A 16304-nucleotide genomic window follows, 5' to 3' on the forward strand; every position below is an offset into this window, starting at 1 on the left:
AAAAAATGCGAGATAAAGTAGTAGCATTTGTTCCTATTAAATTAAATAGCCAAAGATTACCGCACAAAAATATTCTCCCCTTTGGAGATCATTCACTAAGCTGGTATATATTCAAGAATTTATTAAATGTGGCAGGGATCGATGAAATATATGTCTTTTGCAGTGATGAAATAATTATGAATTATATACCCGAGGGGGTGAAATTTTTACAAAGAGATAGCTATCTTGATGGCGATATGGTCCAAGGACATGAGATCTATCAATCATTCGTAAATCTTGTCGATGGTGATATCTACTTGCTTGCACACACAACATCGCCTTTTTTAACTTCCAAATCCATCGAAAATGCACTATTAAATATGTTAAGTGGGAAATATGATTCTGCCTTAAGTGTTCAGCAAAAACAGACCTTTATATGGTATGACGGAAAGCCGCTTAATTATGATAGCAGCAATATACCGCGCACGCAGGATATTATGCCAATTTATATGGAGACAAGCGGATTTTATATGTTTAAAAAGGAACATCTTCTAACATATGGGAGAAGAATAGGATTCAATCCATATTTTCAAAAACTGAATGATATAGAGGCAATTGACATTGATACGCGAGAGGATTATGAATTTGCGTTAAAGATACTCGAAACGAACAAACAAATACCAATATGTTGAAACTGTAACTGGAGTTGAAAGTGATGGGTAAAGAAATTCGATTAGGGGATCACATTGTTTTCGGCGGGAATCACCCATTGGTGTTAATAGCTGGTCCCTGCATGGCTGAAAGTGAAAGGCTTGTAATGGAAACAGCTGTATTTATTAAAAAAGTGACAGAAAGATTGAAGATTCCTTTCATATTTAAAGCATCCTTTGATAAGGCAAATCGTTCATCGATTTATTCGGAAAGAGGACCAGGTATTGAAAAAGGGCTAGAGATTTTAAGGAAAGTAAAAAGCGATTTGCAAATTCCTATAACAACAGATATTCATGAACCTTATCAGGCAGAGCTTGCTGGAGAAGTTGCAGATATTATTCAAATTCCGGCTTTTTTATGCAGGCAGACCGACTTGTTAATAAATGCCGCAAAAACCAATAAGATTATCAATATTAAGAAGGGGCAATTTTTAGCTCCTTGGGATATGAAGAATGCGGTGATAAAAGTGAAGGAAGCTGGCAATGAAAAAGTATTATTAACGGAAAGAGGCACTGCCTTCGGCTATAACAATTTAGTTGTTGATATGCGTTCACTCCCAACGATGAGAGAACTTGATGTACCCGTAGTTTTTGATGCAACACATAGTGTACAAATCCCTGGAGGATTGGGTACAAGAACAGGCGGAAAAAGAGAGTTTGTTCCCTATCTTGCCCGAGCAGCCACAGCGGTGGGAATCGATGCGTTATTTCTAGAGGTTCATCCAGATCCTGACCAGGCATTATCAGATGGTCCTAACATGATTAAACTAAATGAACTGGAAGAGTTTTTAAAACCGATTGCAGAGATTGATAGACTTCTAAAGGAAAGGTGAAAACAGAAGGGATGATTCATGGTGGGAAATGCAGTCACTGCTATTGAACATATCACCGTTATGAAGGAAGTTTTAGGGGAAGAAGCAGCGGCAATATTGAAACTAATTGACAATGTGAATGAAGAAATGGCGATGACAATAGAAATGATTCTCTCATGCAAGGGAAGGGTGATCGTTACTGGTGTAGGAAAATCAGGGATTATAGGACGGAAAATAACTGCTACCTTATCAAGCACAGGTACCCCTGCCTTATTTTTGCACCCATCAGAGGGGATTCACGGTGATTTAGGGATGGTTACAAAATCAGATATTGTTTTAGCATTGTCAAAGAGCGGGGAGTCAGATGAAATTATTCATTTGATACCTTCTCTAAAACGAATTGGGGCAAAACTGATAGCCATCGTAGGGAATAAATGTTCTACATTAGCGATTAAAGCAGACTTATTTTTATGGATCGGGAATGTAAAGGAAGCTTGTCCTCTTGGTCTGGCACCTACCACAAGTACAACTTTGATGCTTTCATTAGGTGATGCCATTGCTATTGCCCTTTTAAAAGCAAGAAACTTTTCACCAGAAGACTTTGCTGTCTATCATCCTGGAGGTTCGCTTGGGAAGAGATTATTATTTACTGTCCAAACTATAATGGAGATTACTAGGAAGAATCCAGTTGTATGTAAATCAAGCACAATTAAAGAGGTTATTTTTTGCATGACGGAGTCAGGGCTAGGGGCGGCAAGCATTATTAATGAAAATAGGAAGTTAGTTGGGATTATAACGGACGGGGATATTCGAAGGTTCTTAGCACTGGAACTGGATTTTTTAGATATTACAATCGAAGATATATATAATAAAAACCCAATTACAATAAAGCAGGAGGCTTTGGCCATTGAAGCCCTCAAAATGATGGAAAGAAAAAATATAAATGTTTTACCTGTAGTAAATGATGCGGATGAACCCATCGCAATGATTCATTTACATGATATAACGAAGATAGGCTTTTAACGATGAAGGATAAAATTAAATTAATTGCATTGGATGTTGATGGCGTATTAACAGATGGTAAATTATTAATAGGTCCCGATGGAAAAGAGTTAAAAAGCTTTCATGTAAAGGATGGAATGGGGATCAGCTTAGCTCGTTTCAGCGGGATAAAAATCGCCATTATTTCAGGCAGAAAATCAGAAGCGGTAAGAATCCGTGCAAGGGAATTGAATATAGACTTTTTGTATGAAGGAATTACACATAAAGTGAATGCTTTAGCTGAAATTGCTGCCTCTTTAAACATTGAGTTTAAAAATGTTTTTTACATGGGGGATGATATCAACGATCTGCCGATAATTAACAGCGCTGGAATATCTGCCGCCCCCATAGATGCTGCAGATATTGTGAAAAAATCCGTTACTTTTGTAAGTCAATTTCACGGAGGAAATGGGGCAGTCAGAGAAGCCATTGAGTACGTTCTATCCCAGCAAGTAAATTATGGGGAACTTGTTTCAAATTATTTAATAGAACTAGAAGGTACAGCCCAGTAACAAAAACAGTGCCGTCCATTCTTTGTGGAATCAAAGGATGGACGGCGCTTATTTTGATTCTTCCCGATAGGCGGTTAGTACATAACGATATGGAGCATCTCCAATGAAAGAGAATGGGTAACAGGTGGAAACGATCAATGTTTCTACTGGGGCAGTAGATTGAATGATTGATGTATCGTTCGCCTCAACAATTTGTGATTGACTAATTTTGTAGCTGTATTTTCCATAAGGCATAACTATTTGTAAGGTATCGCCAATTTCTAACTCTCCTAATCGGCGAAATACGGTGTCACGGTGACCAGAAAGCACGATTTGATCCTCTTGGCCTGGGAAAACTGACCCGGCATAGTGACCAACCCCTTTTTCAAGTTCATCTTCATGTGTGCCTTCAATGATCGGAAGCTCTGCTTCTAATCCTGGAATCTCCAATATTCCGATTACTTCCCCTTTTTCATATTGAATAATAGCGTTTTTTCTTAGGATTGTTCCGCCTTCCTTATCACGAACTTTTTCTTTTGCTTCTGTTAATGCATTTTCAGTTTCTGCCTCACTATGATTTAGATCTGATAGTGACAGACTGATAAGTAGTGTGCCAGCCAGTATAAATATTATGGATGCAAATAAAAGTAAGCGTTTATATATCTTCATCTGCCCATGACCTCCAAAATAGGATATTGTATTTTCATTATAAAGAACGGAACGTTCAATAAAAAATACAAAAAAGTAAGATAATTAAAGAAAACATGAGAAAACAAATGGAAAACGTTCTTTATAACGCAAAATCGACCGAATTTAAACTTTTTCAAAATATTACATTTGGACTATACTCAATTCATAAGGTTCGTTAAAAAGAACGAATGAATTAGTAACAAAGAACGGAATCTACTCAGATATTTTGAGAGGACTAATAATCCTAGAACCTATTTTTCTAAGGAAGGTGAACATGATGAAGTTTACTTGGAAAAAAGCAAGAAAATTCATCAGTAATATTATTACTGCTGTGTTATTTATTAATTTAATTGTAATGGCCATTCTAGTAATCTCCTCAAAAGCATCCGGAGGAGAACCTCAGGCATTTGGCTATCAGCTTAAAACAGTATTATCTGGCTCAATGGAACCGACTTTTTTAACCGGGTCTGTCATAGCAGTCACACCACTTGAGGGGGATGAAAAAAAGAACCTCAAGGAAGGGGATGTAATTACTTTTGTAGATAGTAAAGAAAGATTAATTACCCACAGGGTCATCGGAATCAAAACTAGCGGAGAGCATGTGATGTACGAAACGAAAGGCGATAACAACGATGCAGCTGACTTGGATCCAGTCCTTTCTGATAACGTACAGGCTATCTACTCCGGATTTACTATTCCTTATGTAGGTTATTTTATCGACTTTGCTCAGTCAAAAGAAGGAAGTGCCATCCTGCTGATTGGTCCTGGTTTATTGCTCTTAGCCTATGCAGCATTCAGCATTTACCAAGGTCTTAAAGAGCTTGATCCAAAAAAGAAAGGAACAGACACCGAAGAAAAAACAGCTTAATTTAATTGTACTCCTTGTAAAAATACAAGGGTCAATATAAAAAAATTATACATACCCAAAGGGTAAGAGGAGGAAATTGGAAATGAGCTTTAAGAAAAAATTAGGTTTAGGAATCGCATCAGCAGCACTAGGTATTTCATTAGTTGGCGGAGGAACATTTGCATACTTTAGCGACACTGAAGTAACGAATAGCACATTTGCAGCTGGTACATTGGATTTAGCAGCAAACCCAACGACTATTATTGATGTGAAAAATATCAAGCCTGGAGATACTATGGTTAGAGAATTTAATCTAGAAAACAACGGAACTTTAGATATTTCTTCGATTGATCTAGGCACTAAGTATACTGTTAACGATGCTAATGGTAACAACCAAGATGATTTTGGTAAGCATATTAAAGTTCTTTTCCTTGAAAATGCAGACAAAACAGGGGATGGCTGGGTTATTGGAGACTACAATGATGTAATTTCCGAGACAACTCTATATGACCTTCAAAATCAGACTCCTGATGCAACAGAAAACTTACAGCACTGGATTACATGGTTGTTAGGATTAAATGGAGAAGACAGCGGTTTAAAAGCTGGTACTAGCGACAAAATGTATGTAGCATTTGAATTCGTTGATAATGAACAAGATCAAAACGAATTCCAAGGGGATTCATTAGCACTTGAATGGACATTCACAGCTCATCAAGGAGAAGGCGAATCTAAATAATATTCAATAACAAAAGGCAGGAATTCGTTCCTGCCTTTTGTTAAAAATCAGATGGAGAGGCCATGCCATGAATAATAGATTTATACTGGCAAAACCAAAGATTATCGCAATTATAGCCGGCATTTTCTTATTTATATTATTCGGAGAGATAAGTGCAAGGGCTGATGGGAATGAGATTGATATAAATACGAAAATGAATCCCAGCGGCTATTTTTTTGAAGTTGGAAATTTAAAACCTGGAGATTGGATGCCACGAGATATAACGATATTAAATGAGGGCACACAGGATTTTAGGTATACGGCAATGCTTGGTAAAAAGAAATCGGTAAAAGGTTTGTTAGAGGAACTAGATTTAATCGTTAAAAAGGGCGAAGAAGTGCTGTATGAAGGAAAAATGGACGAGTTTACAGGATTTACTCCAAGAAGTCTAGTAAAAGGTGACTCTGAGACCTTATTTTTTCAAGTTACGATGCCATCCGAATTAGGAAATGCCTTTCAAAGCTCCGGCGCCGAAGTAGAGATATTATTTGTTGCTGAAGCCTTAGGTGATACTGGAGGCGGTGAACCAGGTGAAGGGAATCCAGGCGAAGAACCCCCTGGTGAAGAACCCCCAGGTGATGGAGGCTCTGACGAAGGAGACCCAAATGGCGGGGATCCAGTTGAAGAGGAATCAGGTGATGGAAGCACTAATGAGGGAGATCCGGACAAAGGAGATTCAGAAAATGGAAGCTCTGACGAAGGAGGTCCCAATGGCGGAGATCCAGTTGAAGAGGAATCGGGTGATGGAAGCACTAATGAAGGAGATCCGGACAAAGGAGATTCAGAAAATGGAGGCTCTGATGAAGGGGAGCCGAATGGAGCAAACCCTGAAGAAGGGGATCAAATTGGAGTAGATACAGATGGCGAAGTGATTGAAACAAATAGTCCAGCAGAAACAATTGTTGTTTCACCAGAAGTTAGAAAAAACCTTCTTCCCAAAACAGCAACAAACACTTATAACATTTTACTAATTGGCAGTGTACTTTTTATAGCAGGCAGTATCTTGCTTTATTTCTACAGACATAAAATTCAGAATAATGAATAATTTAGGACAGAAATAAATATATAGATTATGAGGAGGATTCTAGTAATGAGTATTAAGAAGAAAATTGGTTTAGGAGTTGCAACTGCAGCACTAGGCGTTTCATTAGTTGGCGGAGGGACATTTGCATACTTTAACGATGTTGAAACAACGAATAGTACCTTTGCTGCTGGAACATTAGATTTAGGAATCGATAAAGAAACCATTATAAATATTGATAATATTAAGCCAGGTGACCGTTTCTTTCGATACTTCCAGCTATCAAATGATGGGACACTTGATATGAAAGAGATCCTGCTAAACTCCACTTATGAAGTAGTTGATGCGAATGGCGACAATTCTGGAGAGGATTTTGGGGAACATATTATGGTGGAGTACCTTTACAATGCTTCTGGTAAAGATACAGTGATTTTCCAGAATACTCTAGCAGAAATAAAGGATAATCCAATTAAAATACTAGAGAACTTTCCAGCAGGAGCAAAAAATGTGAAATTTACTGTGCAATTTGAGTTTGTCGATAATGAGGAAGATCAAAACAAATTCCAAAATGATGCTTTAAAGCTTAATTGGTCTTTTGAGGCTAAACAACAGGATGGTTCAAATAAGTAATTAAAACAAACTCAAAAGGTGGGATTCAGTACCCGCTTTTTAAAAAAAATTCCATTACTGAGATTCTGGAAATTCCCCGCAAGTCTATCCTTATTTAAGGAGGAACTTTAGTATGTACCAAAAAAATTGTGATCGATGCTGCCGCCCGTCATACAGCAGCAGTGAAAAGGGTGAATGGCTGTGCCCAATTTGCGGTCAGGATCTAACAATTTATCCTATTTTTGATGCGATGACATTGGAAAGGATAAATATTAAACATTCAACGATCAGGAAAAAAGTTGAAGCCTACCGAAAAGGTAATGCTTATATGAAAGTGTAATGCAGGTTAACTAGCCATTCAAATCCAGAAGTTTTCCCAATAGAAGATGCATAGACAAAGAGTTTTAGAAATAAAAATAGATTAACTAGTATAAGATTCCTATTTGGGGGGAAAGTTGTGGTCGGGACAAATATAGAGGTCACAGAAATAGATAAAGAATGGCTGCAGTTAATAATCGAAGCAAAGAATTTAGGAATAGAGAAAAAAGAGATCTTGGACTATTTAAATAATCATGTATAAATAATTGAGTATTCGATTAAGTATTTCTAAGAGAAGGGACTCCTTTTCGGAAATGCTTTTTATTTTTAGATAAAAATTGCAGGCACTTCCCTATAAAGCTGCCAATTAAAGGGTGGTCTATTTGAAAATATTATTTTCTTACCTTGCCATATTAAATTTACTTGATGGAGCTGCTACGTATTGGGGTCTTCATTTCTCGATGATTGAAGAAAGCAATCCGCTGATGAATCGTCTATATGAAATAAGTCCTTTGCTTTTTTTAGGATATAAGCTGTTTCTCTCAGCTGTTCTTTACGGACTGATCTTAACGAAGAAGCTTCCAGCGACTCGTATTATAAAAGGTTTGTCGATTGCAGCTTCTATAATCTACACTATCGTTATTGGATTACATGGTGTATGGATATTTAGATAATACTTCCCCTCTTTTTTAATCGAGTTTTGAGATACTGTACTTACTATTTTGTCAATAATGGAAATGGGATATTTTTCCTAGTGTATAATAATAAATTGACAAACTTCCTCAAAATGCTATATAAAATTTAACAAAAAATTAGGTATTAAGTTTGTATATTTGTAAATTCGAAATAAGCTGCTTAATGTAATTGAGGAATAATGTCGAAAGATAGTCTTAAAAAATGTGTTAAAAATTTTCTGAATAGACAAAAATCAACAGTATAAGTGATATACATCATATAAAATACATAATATAGAATAAATAATCTTTATAAAAAATATAGAAAAAGGCAAACCTGCTGAAAGGCAGGGACGCAAAGTCACAGGTCTAAGGTATGTAGGTTAAAATACTAAGATGGCTGGGTTGCCTTAAATACGATTCGTATTTTGGGGGGAACTATGTGGTTGAGATGAAATTGACTATGGGGGAAATGGATTTAGAATGGCTAGAGCTGATTATTGAGGCAAAAAAAATGGGAATCCAAAAAGAAGAGATTAGGGATTTCTTTATGAACTGTGGGGTAAAAGAAATAATTCTAAAGGGCTGAAAATGATGGGGACAAGTGTTAAGTATTTCTTGTGAGAGTTCTCTCATATAAGAAATACTTTTTATTTTAAAATAAAGAGGCAAGGAGGCTTATAAATAATTTTTGAGCTTCCTGCCTTTTTTTATGATAAGGAACTTATTTATTTTGATCAATTCTCCATTTATTAAATGCTAAAAAATCTCGAAATTGGTCTTTAGAAACGCCAGAATTCATGGCTTCCTGTACAATTTTCATCCATTCTGAATCCAATTCTTCTTTATTAGGCTGTTCGTGAATTAAATGATCGACGGGTACATTTAATACTGCAGCAATTTTTTCAAGAAATTGAATCGAAGGGTTTGTTTGCAAGTTTCTCTCGAGCGAACTTAAATATGACTTAGCCACACCAGCTTGTTCGGCAAGCTCGGATAACGACATTTTCTTTTCCTTTCGTAGTAGTTTAACTCGTTCACCGATCATCCAATCTCACACACCTTACTATAATATGTAATATAATCATACCAAAAAACAACGGAAAGTTCCATATTAAGAACAACTGGTTTGAAAAGATATTAATATCTTATCATAAATATACGAGGTGCCTGCATAGAATCTGTCCGTATAAAAAAAATTCCAGCAATCATGATATTATTATCCAGCAAAAATGCCCCAGGTTAATTGACTAGAGCATTTTGTGTATGAATCCTCTTCATGATTTCTAAAACCGCTAATTCTGTATTTTCAGCATCGATATAATGAAACGGTTCGCTATATTCCATTTGTTTATGGGCGTAGCGGGGGTCGTAATAATCTTCGAGAAGTATTTGAATGACATTTTTGTACGCACGCTGAGAAGCTGCTTTGTCAAGACAAGCAATAATTTCATGACTCTTCATGCGCTTTTTAATGTATGAAAGTCGTTCAATTACTTTCTCATGGAACCATTCATTGTCCAAGTAGGGCAAACAATAGTCATTATAAATACGCTCCACCCTTGAGGTCATTGAAGCTTGTAAATGAATATTGGCACCGAGCTGCTTCTTCCTTAAAAGTTCATCCGGCAGCACAACTTTGCCAATCCGTTTGCTTTCAGCTTCGATGATAAAGAAGGGAGAGTTGACAATTTCCGATAATGATTTATATAAAAGGGAATCAAATGTTTTTTGATTGTTTCCAGGGAACAAACCGAAAGTTCCGAAGATGGATCCTCGATGACCTGCTAATCCTTCTAAATCAATAACAGGTAAACCTTTAGCATGTAACCCTTTTAATACGTCCGTTTTACCAACTCCGGTCATTCCGTGAAGGGTGACTGCCTTATCTGGCAGCATGGCAGGGATTTTCTCAAGAATATATTGACGATATGCCCGATAGCCGCCAATAAGCCGCGGAACAGAAATACCTGCAAAAGCGATAAAGGTTGCCACTGCCTTGCTCCGCATTCCGCCTCTCCAGCAGTAAATGACTGGCTCAGATCCTTTTTCATGAATCTCTTTAATTTCCATTAAAATCGAAGGAATCTTCGGTGAGACTAATTCCATCGCTTTCCACTTTGCGATATCTGCTCCTTCTTGTTTATAAATGGTACCAATCATGGCGCGCTCTTCATCTGTAAATATTGGAATATTGACTGCCCCAGGAATGTGAAATTCCTTAAATTCTCCTGGTGAGCGAACGTCAACTGCCACTGCATTATTCAATTGAATGAATTGATCAACAGTAATTTCTCTCATAACTTGTTCCTTTCGAATCATCATATATAATGACTATTTTAACTGATTTTTTCGGAGGATGAAAATATCAAGAATTTCCTATTAGGTTATTACTTTGTACATAAAGGCTTGTTCAATTAATCAAACCGATAATTTATTTTTCACACAAAAAAACAGCCTTTCATAAAGGCTGCAAGCTAGATTTACTTGTTTTTCCTAAGACTTCCCAGTTCTTCAACTAATGCCTGCATTTCATTTGGGCTAAAGGAGTTCTTTTTCATAACAAGATCGTAAATATCTTTTAATTCCTCGTACATTTCCTCATCGAAATGCGATGGTTTAATGGCCCCTAAATTTAATACCTTCAGCTTATTTTTAATCTCTTCAATCATGTACTCCACATTTTCAGTAGACTTTATCGTAAGATTCACCCAGACATCCCCTCCCAGAACTATCATATTCAGCTTGTAACAAAAAAATTAGTATTTTTTCTGTTATAAATAATTGTTCAGCTTTGCCGTAAACCAAAGCGCTTCTGCTTTTCGATATGTCTAGCTCCAGCGCCTATCGCCTATCAAACTTCAGGTCCCCTCCCTACGATAAGTCGACATCAATTCGCTAACGCTCATTGTGTCTCCTTTATCTCAGTCGCGGTCCTTCCAGTTTGTACGGCGATGACCGAGGCGCTTCTGCTTTTCTAATAATATTCCCATCTTTCCATGTTCATTATAAAATGTCAACAGTAAATATTGATATGGGTTGCAGAAGATAGCGATATGAAAGAAAATGATGACAAGGAGGAATTGGAACATGATTAACGTTTTATTTGTATGTTTAGGAAACATTTGCCGTTCACCGATGGCAGAAGCGATGTTTCGAGAACTTGTTAAGAGGGAAGGATTGGAACATGAGGTTCATGTTGATTCAGCAGGTACAGGGGACTGGCATGTTGGCAGTCAGCCCCATGAAGGGACGAGAAACATTTTAATAAAATACAATATTGATGCAGAGGGTCTTCGGGCTCGGCAGATTCGAGAAAGTGATTTACATGATTTTCAATACATAGTTGGAATGGATGCTTCTAATGTTCAAAATATAGAGAAGCTTATCAAGGGAAAATCTTCTGCACATATTGTTAGACTTCTTGATTATGTCGACGAAAGACAAGAAAAGAATATCCCGGATCCCTATTTTACTGGGAATTTTGAGGAAACATATGAACTCGTGAAAATTGGCTGTACAAATTTATTAAAAGAAGTGCGCAGGAACCATAATATATAAGAAAGTGAGTGTGTGAAAAAATGGGGAAATCGTTATTTTGGAAAGGTGTATTTTTAGGTGCAATAGCAGGCGGTGCATTAAGCTTATTTGATAAGGACACGAGACAAGCTGTTGCAGCAAATTGTAAAAAGACTACGGGTGAGATTACACATTATATAAAACATCCCAACGAGGCGATTAGTCAAGTGAAGGAAATGACAAATAAGGTGAAAACAACGATCGAGCAAGTCACTACTGATGTCTCCTTTATTGCCAGCAAAGTGGAAGAACTAAAGGAAGGGACAGCAGATATGGCTGGAATGGAAGATGATTTCGATGAGTCCTATAAAGAGTGGCCAATCGAAGATAAGAATTAAGCGTAAGTGAAAAGAGGGAGGTGTTGAAATGGGACAAGCCATCAAGACTCTTATTCCGAGGTTAGTAAAAAGAATATTTGCAAATGATCTATTTGGCCTAGCTGCTCAATTGGCCTATTTCTTTCTGCTCTCGCTCTTTCCATTACTTTTATTTTTAGTTACGCTCTTGCCCTATTTGCCAATCACTCAGGAGGATATTCTTGGAGTTATCCGTGATTTTGCACCAGGAGATAGCATGCAATTAATTGAAACAAACATTAATGAACTCTCAAAAAAAAATGGAAAGCTCCTTTCCTTTGGAATCATTGCAACCATTTGGTCTGCCTCGAATGGAATTAATGCAATTGTCAAAGCCCTGAATTCAGCTTATGAAGTAGAGGAAAGCCGTCCTTTTCTTTTTGCAAGGGGAATGGCGATTTTATTTACCTTTGCGATGCTATTTGTTTTTGTCGTTGCTTTGCTTCTTCCGGTATTTGGAAAATTGATTGGGATCTACTTATTTGCTAAGTTCGGCCTTTCTGATGAGTTTATGTCGATATGGAATACGCTTAGGTGGCTCGTTAGTTCGATTATTTTGTTCATTGTGTTTACAGGGCTATATTGGATCGCCCCTAATAAAAAATTAAAGTGCATAACTGTTATTCCAGGCGCTATATTTGCTACAGTTGGCTGGGCGTTATCATCCCTCGCCTTTTCCTTTTATGTGACGAATTTTGGCAATTACTCCGCCACTTATGGAAGCATTGGTGCGATCATTGTCCTGATGATTTGGTTTTATCTAACAGGGGTCATCATCATTCTTGGCGGAGAAATCAATGCTATTTTCAGTAAATATAAAAGTGATGATTGTTAAAAATATGCTATAAGTTTCCTATGATAAAAATAAGCTTCTGTTAAAGAATAAGACAGGGGGAAATGATTCATTCAAAGGAGGCAATCGAATTGACAAAGCAAACAAAAAAAGATGGCGGAACAAAGCAAAAGGGCAAGAACAAGCCGAAGCAAAAAACATCCGGTTCTGCAAACGGACAAAATGGATATCATTAAGAAAAGCCCGGGGAATCCCGGGCTCCTCTTATGATTTTAACAGTCTTAAGCTATTGAGAATAACTAAAATGGTGCTGCCTTCATGTGCGATCACTCCAAATGGAAGATCCACAAATTGAAGAAAGTTGGATGCGATTAAGAACATGATCACGGTAATAGAAAAGACGACATTTTGCTTGATAATTCGATTCATTCGTCTAGAAAGCTGGATGGCATCAGAAATACGCGGCAAATCGTTTTTCATGAGAACTACATCTGCCGTTTCAAGCGCGACATCAGAGCCTTCTCCCATGGCAATCCCAACATTGGCAGTGGCAAGTGCCGGAGCGTCATTAATTCCATCCCCAACCATTGCCACATTGCTATGAGTTTCCTTAAGTCTTTTCAAATGCTCTACTTTGTTTTCAGGTAAACATTCCGCAATAAAGTCATCTAAGTGGGCTTCTTTTGCAATGGCTTTCCCTGTTTTTTGGCTGTCTCCAGTTAGCATGATTGTATAAATTCCTTGCGTTTTTAATTGATCAATTGCTTTTTTGGTTTCTTCGCGAACCACATCTTGAAGAGCGATAAGAGCAGCTATTTCACCGTTCTTTTGAACAAAAACAACGGTTTTGCCTTGACTGGCCATTCCTGCTAAAGCCCCGTTAGAAAAGCTTTCTGCTGCTTCAAGCCCAACAAATGACGGTTTGCCAATTTTCCACTCATTCTCAAGCATAAAAGCCTTTACTCCCCAGCCTGGAATATCCTCCATTCTTTCAGGAGTAAACAATGCCCGATCTAAAGTCTTTTTTGCATAATTAACAATGGCGTTTGCCAATGGATGCGTAGAGTGACTTTCAATGGAGGCAGCTATTAATAGCATTTCATCACTAGAAACGCCATCGGCAGCAATGATATCAGTTACTTCAGGCTTTCCTTTTGTTAATGTGCCTGTTTTATCAAATGCAATGGCTTTTAGATGGCTTAAGTTTTCTAAATGGACGCCCCCTTTAAAGAGAATCCCGTGTCTTGCCCCATTTGAAATTGCAGATAAGGTAGCAGGCATAATTGATGCTACTAAAGCACAAGGGGAAGCAACAACAAGCAAAATCATCGCCCGGTAAAAGGTTTCCATCCAGCTCCAGCCTAACAGGAAGTGTGGAAGAAACATCATTAGCACAACTACTGTTAAGATTACCTTGACATATGTGCCTTCAAATTTTTCAATGAATAGCTGGGAAGGGGACTTTTCACTTTGTGCTGATTGAACAAGCTGGATGATCTTTTGAAAAAGGGTTTCACTGTTAGGCTTTGTAATTTCAACTGTAATCGCCCCATTTAAATTAACTGTACCAGCGAAAACGGCATCCTCTTTATCTTTAGATACAGGAATGGATTCGCCAGTAATCGCTGCCTCATCAATTGTAGTATGCCCTTTGGCGATTTTACCGTCAGATGGAATGCGCTCACCTGGTTTTACTAATATGAAATCTCCAACGACTAATTCGGAAACATGTACTTTTTCTTCATATCCATCCTTGATTCGTAAAGCTTGCTCCGGCTGAAGCTCCATTAATGCAGATATTTCTTTATGACTTTTATTCATCGTATACGTTTCCATCGCACCACTTACCGCAAAGATGAAAATGAGTATGGCACCTTCTGTCCAGTAGCCGATAATGCAGGAGCCAATGGCTGCAAAAATCATAAGCATCTCTACATTTAATTCTTTATTGGCAATGGTTTCCTCGATGCCTTCCTTTGCTTTTGCAAAGCCGCCAATGATAAAGGCTACTATATAAGTGCTGATCGAAGCTGCTGCAAGCCCATTTTTGTCTAGCAGCCAGCCAGCTGCAATGAGAACACCGCTTAGCAGTGCAGCAATTAATTCGGCATGAGGCTTTGCTTTTTCAAAAAGGCTTTTGTTTTCTGTTAAGGTTGTATTTTGGGACAAAGTTCTAGCTTCAGTGCTCAAAATGATTCCTCCTTTGGATGATGAATGTAGACTCTTGTTATTCTTGTTGAGAAAAATAATCAACGTCAATTGCCCTATAAAACGACGAAAGCTGCCGCCCGCAGGCGACAGCAAAAAAATCATTGTAGACACATATTCATTTTAGTTTATTAAATCTAGTTTACTATATAAGGAATGCAATGAACAGAGAAATGTTTCCTTATTAACCATTAAAATATGATTCCTTTTTTACAGCAGCTTGCTTTTGTCCAAATAAAACAACAATCAAGAAAATGAGTAAAAGCATCATACTAATGATATTGAAAAAACTAATTGATTTAAAGTATTGGATAAAAACCCCGCCGATATATGGTCCAATTAAACTCCCAATACTAAAGGCTACCCCGCAAAGAAGGTTTCCTGTCGGAAGCAAATTCTTTGGCATTAAGTCAGTCATAAAACTGATGCCAAGAGAAAAGGTTGAACCGACAGCCATCCCCGCAATAAACAGGCAGCTTGTTAGTGCAAACATATTTTCTTCCAAAAGACTCGCTGCAGTAAAGCTTAAAAATCCAGCAAATAAAATGATCATCAATATGTTTCTTCTTCCATATTTATCACTAAGAATCCCTAGCGGCAATTGAAAAACAATTGCACCAACCGCAAAGGAGGTGAGGAGGATGGATACACTGGATACCTCCAGCCCGATCCTTAGTCCGTAGACGGGAAAGCTTCCGTTTAATGATGCTTCGAGAAATCCATAGCCTAGAGGAGGCAAAAATGCGACCCAGCCATATTTGGTAGCTTTTTTAAAGCGCTTGACAGTTTCTTTTAATGAATTGACTTCAATTGCCTGCTCAGGAAAATCATTTTTTAATGTAAAAATAAAAAGCCACGCAATAAGGCAAAGGGCAGATGAGATGATAAATGGCAAAGCCTCGTTAACTTTGACAAGCGGTGCCATTAAAGGTCCAACGGCAAATCCGACGCCAAAAAATAATCCATATAAAGAAATATTCCGCCCTCTTTTATGCTCAGGTGAAGAGGAAGTAATCCATGTTTGCGTCCCGAAGTGAAGGGCGTGATCACCTATTCCGATTAATAGTCTTAAGATAAACCAGAACCAAAAGGATTTCCAAAGTGGAAAGAGAATCAGCGAAACAACAACCAGTAATCCACCGAGAATAATGACAGGTTTATAGCCATATTTTCTTAAAGGAAATTCCATAAAAGGGGAAATGAGCAAGATGCCAATATATAAGCCTGTCGCATTTAGTCCGTTTAAGCTGGAGGATATTCCCTCATTTTCAAAAATGATCGCAATTAGAGGGAGCAGCATTCCTTGACTAAAACCGGAAATCGCAACAATACTAACTAAAATCCAAAATCTTGTATTTTCTTTATTCATTTTGAATCCCTCTATTTCTGTTATTCACTCAC

Annotated in this window: 21 protein-coding genes and 1 riboswitch; of the genes, 15 read left to right on the forward strand and 6 right to left on the reverse strand. The window is 37.6% G+C overall.

Translation table 11 applies throughout. The features are described from left to right. Positions 1 to 5 precede the first annotated feature (5 nt). Genes C1726_RS10290 through C1726_RS10305 form a run of 4 tightly spaced genes read left to right on the forward strand, consistent with a single transcriptional unit; the run spans position 6 to position 3054 of the window. Positions 6 to 671, forward strand: a complete 666-nt coding sequence (locus tag C1726_RS10290) for an acylneuraminate cytidylyltransferase family protein (protein WP_102273265.1) — start codon at positions 6 to 8, stop codon at positions 669 to 671. A 23-nt stretch (positions 672 to 694) separates the two neighbouring features. Then, positions 695 to 1522 carry a 3-deoxy-8-phosphooctulonate synthase gene (gene kdsA, locus C1726_RS10295; RefSeq protein WP_102273055.1) on the forward strand — a complete coding sequence of 276 codons (828 nt, stop codon included), beginning with the start codon at positions 695 to 697 and terminating at the stop codon, positions 1520 to 1522. 18 nt (positions 1523 to 1540) lie between these two features. Beyond that, positions 1541 to 2524 carry a KpsF/GutQ family sugar-phosphate isomerase gene (locus C1726_RS10300; RefSeq protein WP_102273056.1) on the forward strand — a complete coding sequence of 328 codons (984 nt, stop codon included), beginning with the start codon at positions 1541 to 1543 and terminating at the stop codon, positions 2522 to 2524. Between the two features lie 2 nt (positions 2525 to 2526). Beyond that, positions 2527 to 3054 carry a KdsC family phosphatase gene (locus C1726_RS10305; protein ID WP_102273057.1) on the forward strand — a complete coding sequence of 176 codons (528 nt, stop codon included), beginning with the start codon at positions 2527 to 2529 and terminating at the stop codon, positions 3052 to 3054. Between the two features lie 48 nt (positions 3055 to 3102). On the opposite strand, the gene C1726_RS10310 is transcribed toward C1726_RS10305, so the two are convergent. Next, positions 3103 to 3702 (reverse strand): class D sortase, encoded by a 600-nt coding sequence (locus C1726_RS10310; protein ID WP_102273058.1) that lies wholly within the window; start codon positions 3700 to 3702, stop codon positions 3103 to 3105. 298 nt (positions 3703 to 4000) lie between these two features. Between C1726_RS10310 and sipW the strand changes: the two genes are divergently transcribed. The 8 genes from sipW (at position 4001) to C1726_RS10350 (ending at position 8556) form a co-directional block, all read left to right on the forward strand. Further along, positions 4001 to 4591, forward strand: a complete 591-nt coding sequence (gene sipW / locus C1726_RS10315; RefSeq protein ID WP_102273266.1) for a signal peptidase I SipW — start codon at positions 4001 to 4003, stop codon at positions 4589 to 4591. Positions 4592 to 4673: 82 nt separating this feature from the next. Then, positions 4674 to 5306, forward strand: a complete 633-nt coding sequence (locus tag C1726_RS10320) for a CalY family protein (protein WP_102273059.1) — start codon at positions 4674 to 4676, stop codon at positions 5304 to 5306. Positions 5307 to 5373: 67 nt separating this feature from the next. Further along, the gene (locus C1726_RS10325; RefSeq protein WP_102273060.1) at positions 5374 to 6390 is read left to right on the forward strand and encodes an LPXTG cell wall anchor domain-containing protein; all 1017 of its coding nucleotides are present in this window, start codon (positions 5374 to 5376) and stop codon (positions 6388 to 6390) included. 45 nt (positions 6391 to 6435) lie between these two features. Beyond that, on the forward strand, positions 6436 to 6996 hold the full coding sequence (locus C1726_RS10330; protein ID WP_102273061.1) for a TasA family protein: 561 nt from the start codon (positions 6436 to 6438) through the stop codon (positions 6994 to 6996). Positions 6997 to 7108: 112 nt separating this feature from the next. Further along, positions 7109 to 7315, forward strand: a complete 207-nt coding sequence (locus C1726_RS10335; protein WP_102273062.1) for a hypothetical protein — start codon at positions 7109 to 7111, stop codon at positions 7313 to 7315. A gap of 117 nt (positions 7316 to 7432) precedes the next feature. Continuing rightward, positions 7433 to 7555: an anti-repressor SinI family protein gene (locus tag C1726_RS10340; protein ID WP_102273063.1), complete on the forward strand. Its 123-nt coding sequence runs from the start codon at positions 7433 to 7435 to the stop codon at positions 7553 to 7555. A gap of 121 nt (positions 7556 to 7676) precedes the next feature. Continuing rightward, positions 7677 to 7967 (forward strand): DUF5658 family protein, encoded by a 291-nt coding sequence (locus tag C1726_RS10345; RefSeq protein WP_102273064.1) that lies wholly within the window; start codon positions 7677 to 7679, stop codon positions 7965 to 7967. Positions 7968 to 8287: 320 nt separating this feature from the next. Next, positions 8288 to 8380, forward strand: a riboswitch (cyclic di-GMP riboswitch). 38 nt (positions 8381 to 8418) lie between these two features. Further along, complete coding sequence (locus C1726_RS10350; RefSeq protein WP_102273267.1) at positions 8419 to 8556, forward strand: anti-repressor SinI family protein; 138 nt, start codon at positions 8419 to 8421, stop codon at positions 8554 to 8556. A gap of 135 nt (positions 8557 to 8691) precedes the next feature. Here C1726_RS10350 and C1726_RS10355 read toward each other — a convergent pair whose 3' ends face one another. The 3 genes from C1726_RS10355 to C1726_RS10365 all read right to left on the reverse strand — a co-directional run bounded on the left by C1726_RS10355 (position 8692) and on the right by C1726_RS10365 (position 10678). Further along, positions 8692 to 9015, reverse strand: coding sequence for a helix-turn-helix domain-containing protein (locus C1726_RS10355; RefSeq protein WP_102273065.1), 324 nt, complete (start codon positions 9013 to 9015; stop codon positions 8692 to 8694). A 194-nt stretch (positions 9016 to 9209) separates the two neighbouring features. Continuing rightward, positions 9210 to 10268, reverse strand: a complete 1059-nt coding sequence (gene mnmH, locus C1726_RS10360) for a tRNA 2-selenouridine(34) synthase MnmH (RefSeq protein WP_102273066.1) — start codon at positions 10266 to 10268, stop codon at positions 9210 to 9212. 182 nt (positions 10269 to 10450) lie between these two features. After that, complete coding sequence (locus C1726_RS10365; RefSeq protein ID WP_053479034.1) at positions 10451 to 10678, reverse strand: DUF1128 domain-containing protein; 228 nt, start codon at positions 10676 to 10678, stop codon at positions 10451 to 10453. 379 nt (positions 10679 to 11057) lie between these two features. On the opposite strand from C1726_RS10365, the gene C1726_RS10370 reads away from it, so the two are divergent. From C1726_RS10370 to C1726_RS10380, 3 genes are read left to right on the forward strand one after another with little or no spacing between them, the layout of a single operon-like run. Further along, on the forward strand, positions 11058 to 11528 hold the full coding sequence (locus C1726_RS10370; protein WP_102273067.1) for a low molecular weight protein-tyrosine-phosphatase: 471 nt from the start codon (positions 11058 to 11060) through the stop codon (positions 11526 to 11528). A gap of 20 nt (positions 11529 to 11548) precedes the next feature. Beyond that, positions 11549 to 11884 (forward strand): YtxH domain-containing protein, encoded by a 336-nt coding sequence (locus C1726_RS10375; protein WP_102273068.1) that lies wholly within the window; start codon positions 11549 to 11551, stop codon positions 11882 to 11884. Positions 11885 to 11912: 28 nt separating this feature from the next. Continuing rightward, positions 11913 to 12737 carry a YihY/virulence factor BrkB family protein gene (locus C1726_RS10380; RefSeq protein WP_102273069.1) on the forward strand — a complete coding sequence of 275 codons (825 nt, stop codon included), beginning with the start codon at positions 11913 to 11915 and terminating at the stop codon, positions 12735 to 12737. 222 nt (positions 12738 to 12959) lie between these two features. Here C1726_RS10380 and C1726_RS10385 read toward each other — a convergent pair whose 3' ends face one another. Both C1726_RS10385 and C1726_RS10390 read right to left on the reverse strand, forming a co-directional pair. Next, entirely contained in the window at positions 12960 to 14885 is a 1926-nt protein-coding gene (locus C1726_RS10385) for a heavy metal translocating P-type ATPase (RefSeq protein WP_102273070.1), read from the reverse strand. Positions 14886 to 15087: 202 nt separating this feature from the next. Then, complete coding sequence (locus C1726_RS10390) at positions 15088 to 16272, reverse strand: MFS transporter (protein ID WP_102273071.1); 1185 nt, start codon at positions 16270 to 16272, stop codon at positions 15088 to 15090. Positions 16273 to 16304: the final 32 nt, after the last annotated feature.

Source organism: Cytobacillus massiliigabonensis (assembly GCF_900199725.1).
GTDB classification, from domain to species: Bacteria; Bacillota; Bacilli; order Bacillales; family Cytobacillaceae; genus Cytobacillus; species Cytobacillus massiliigabonensis.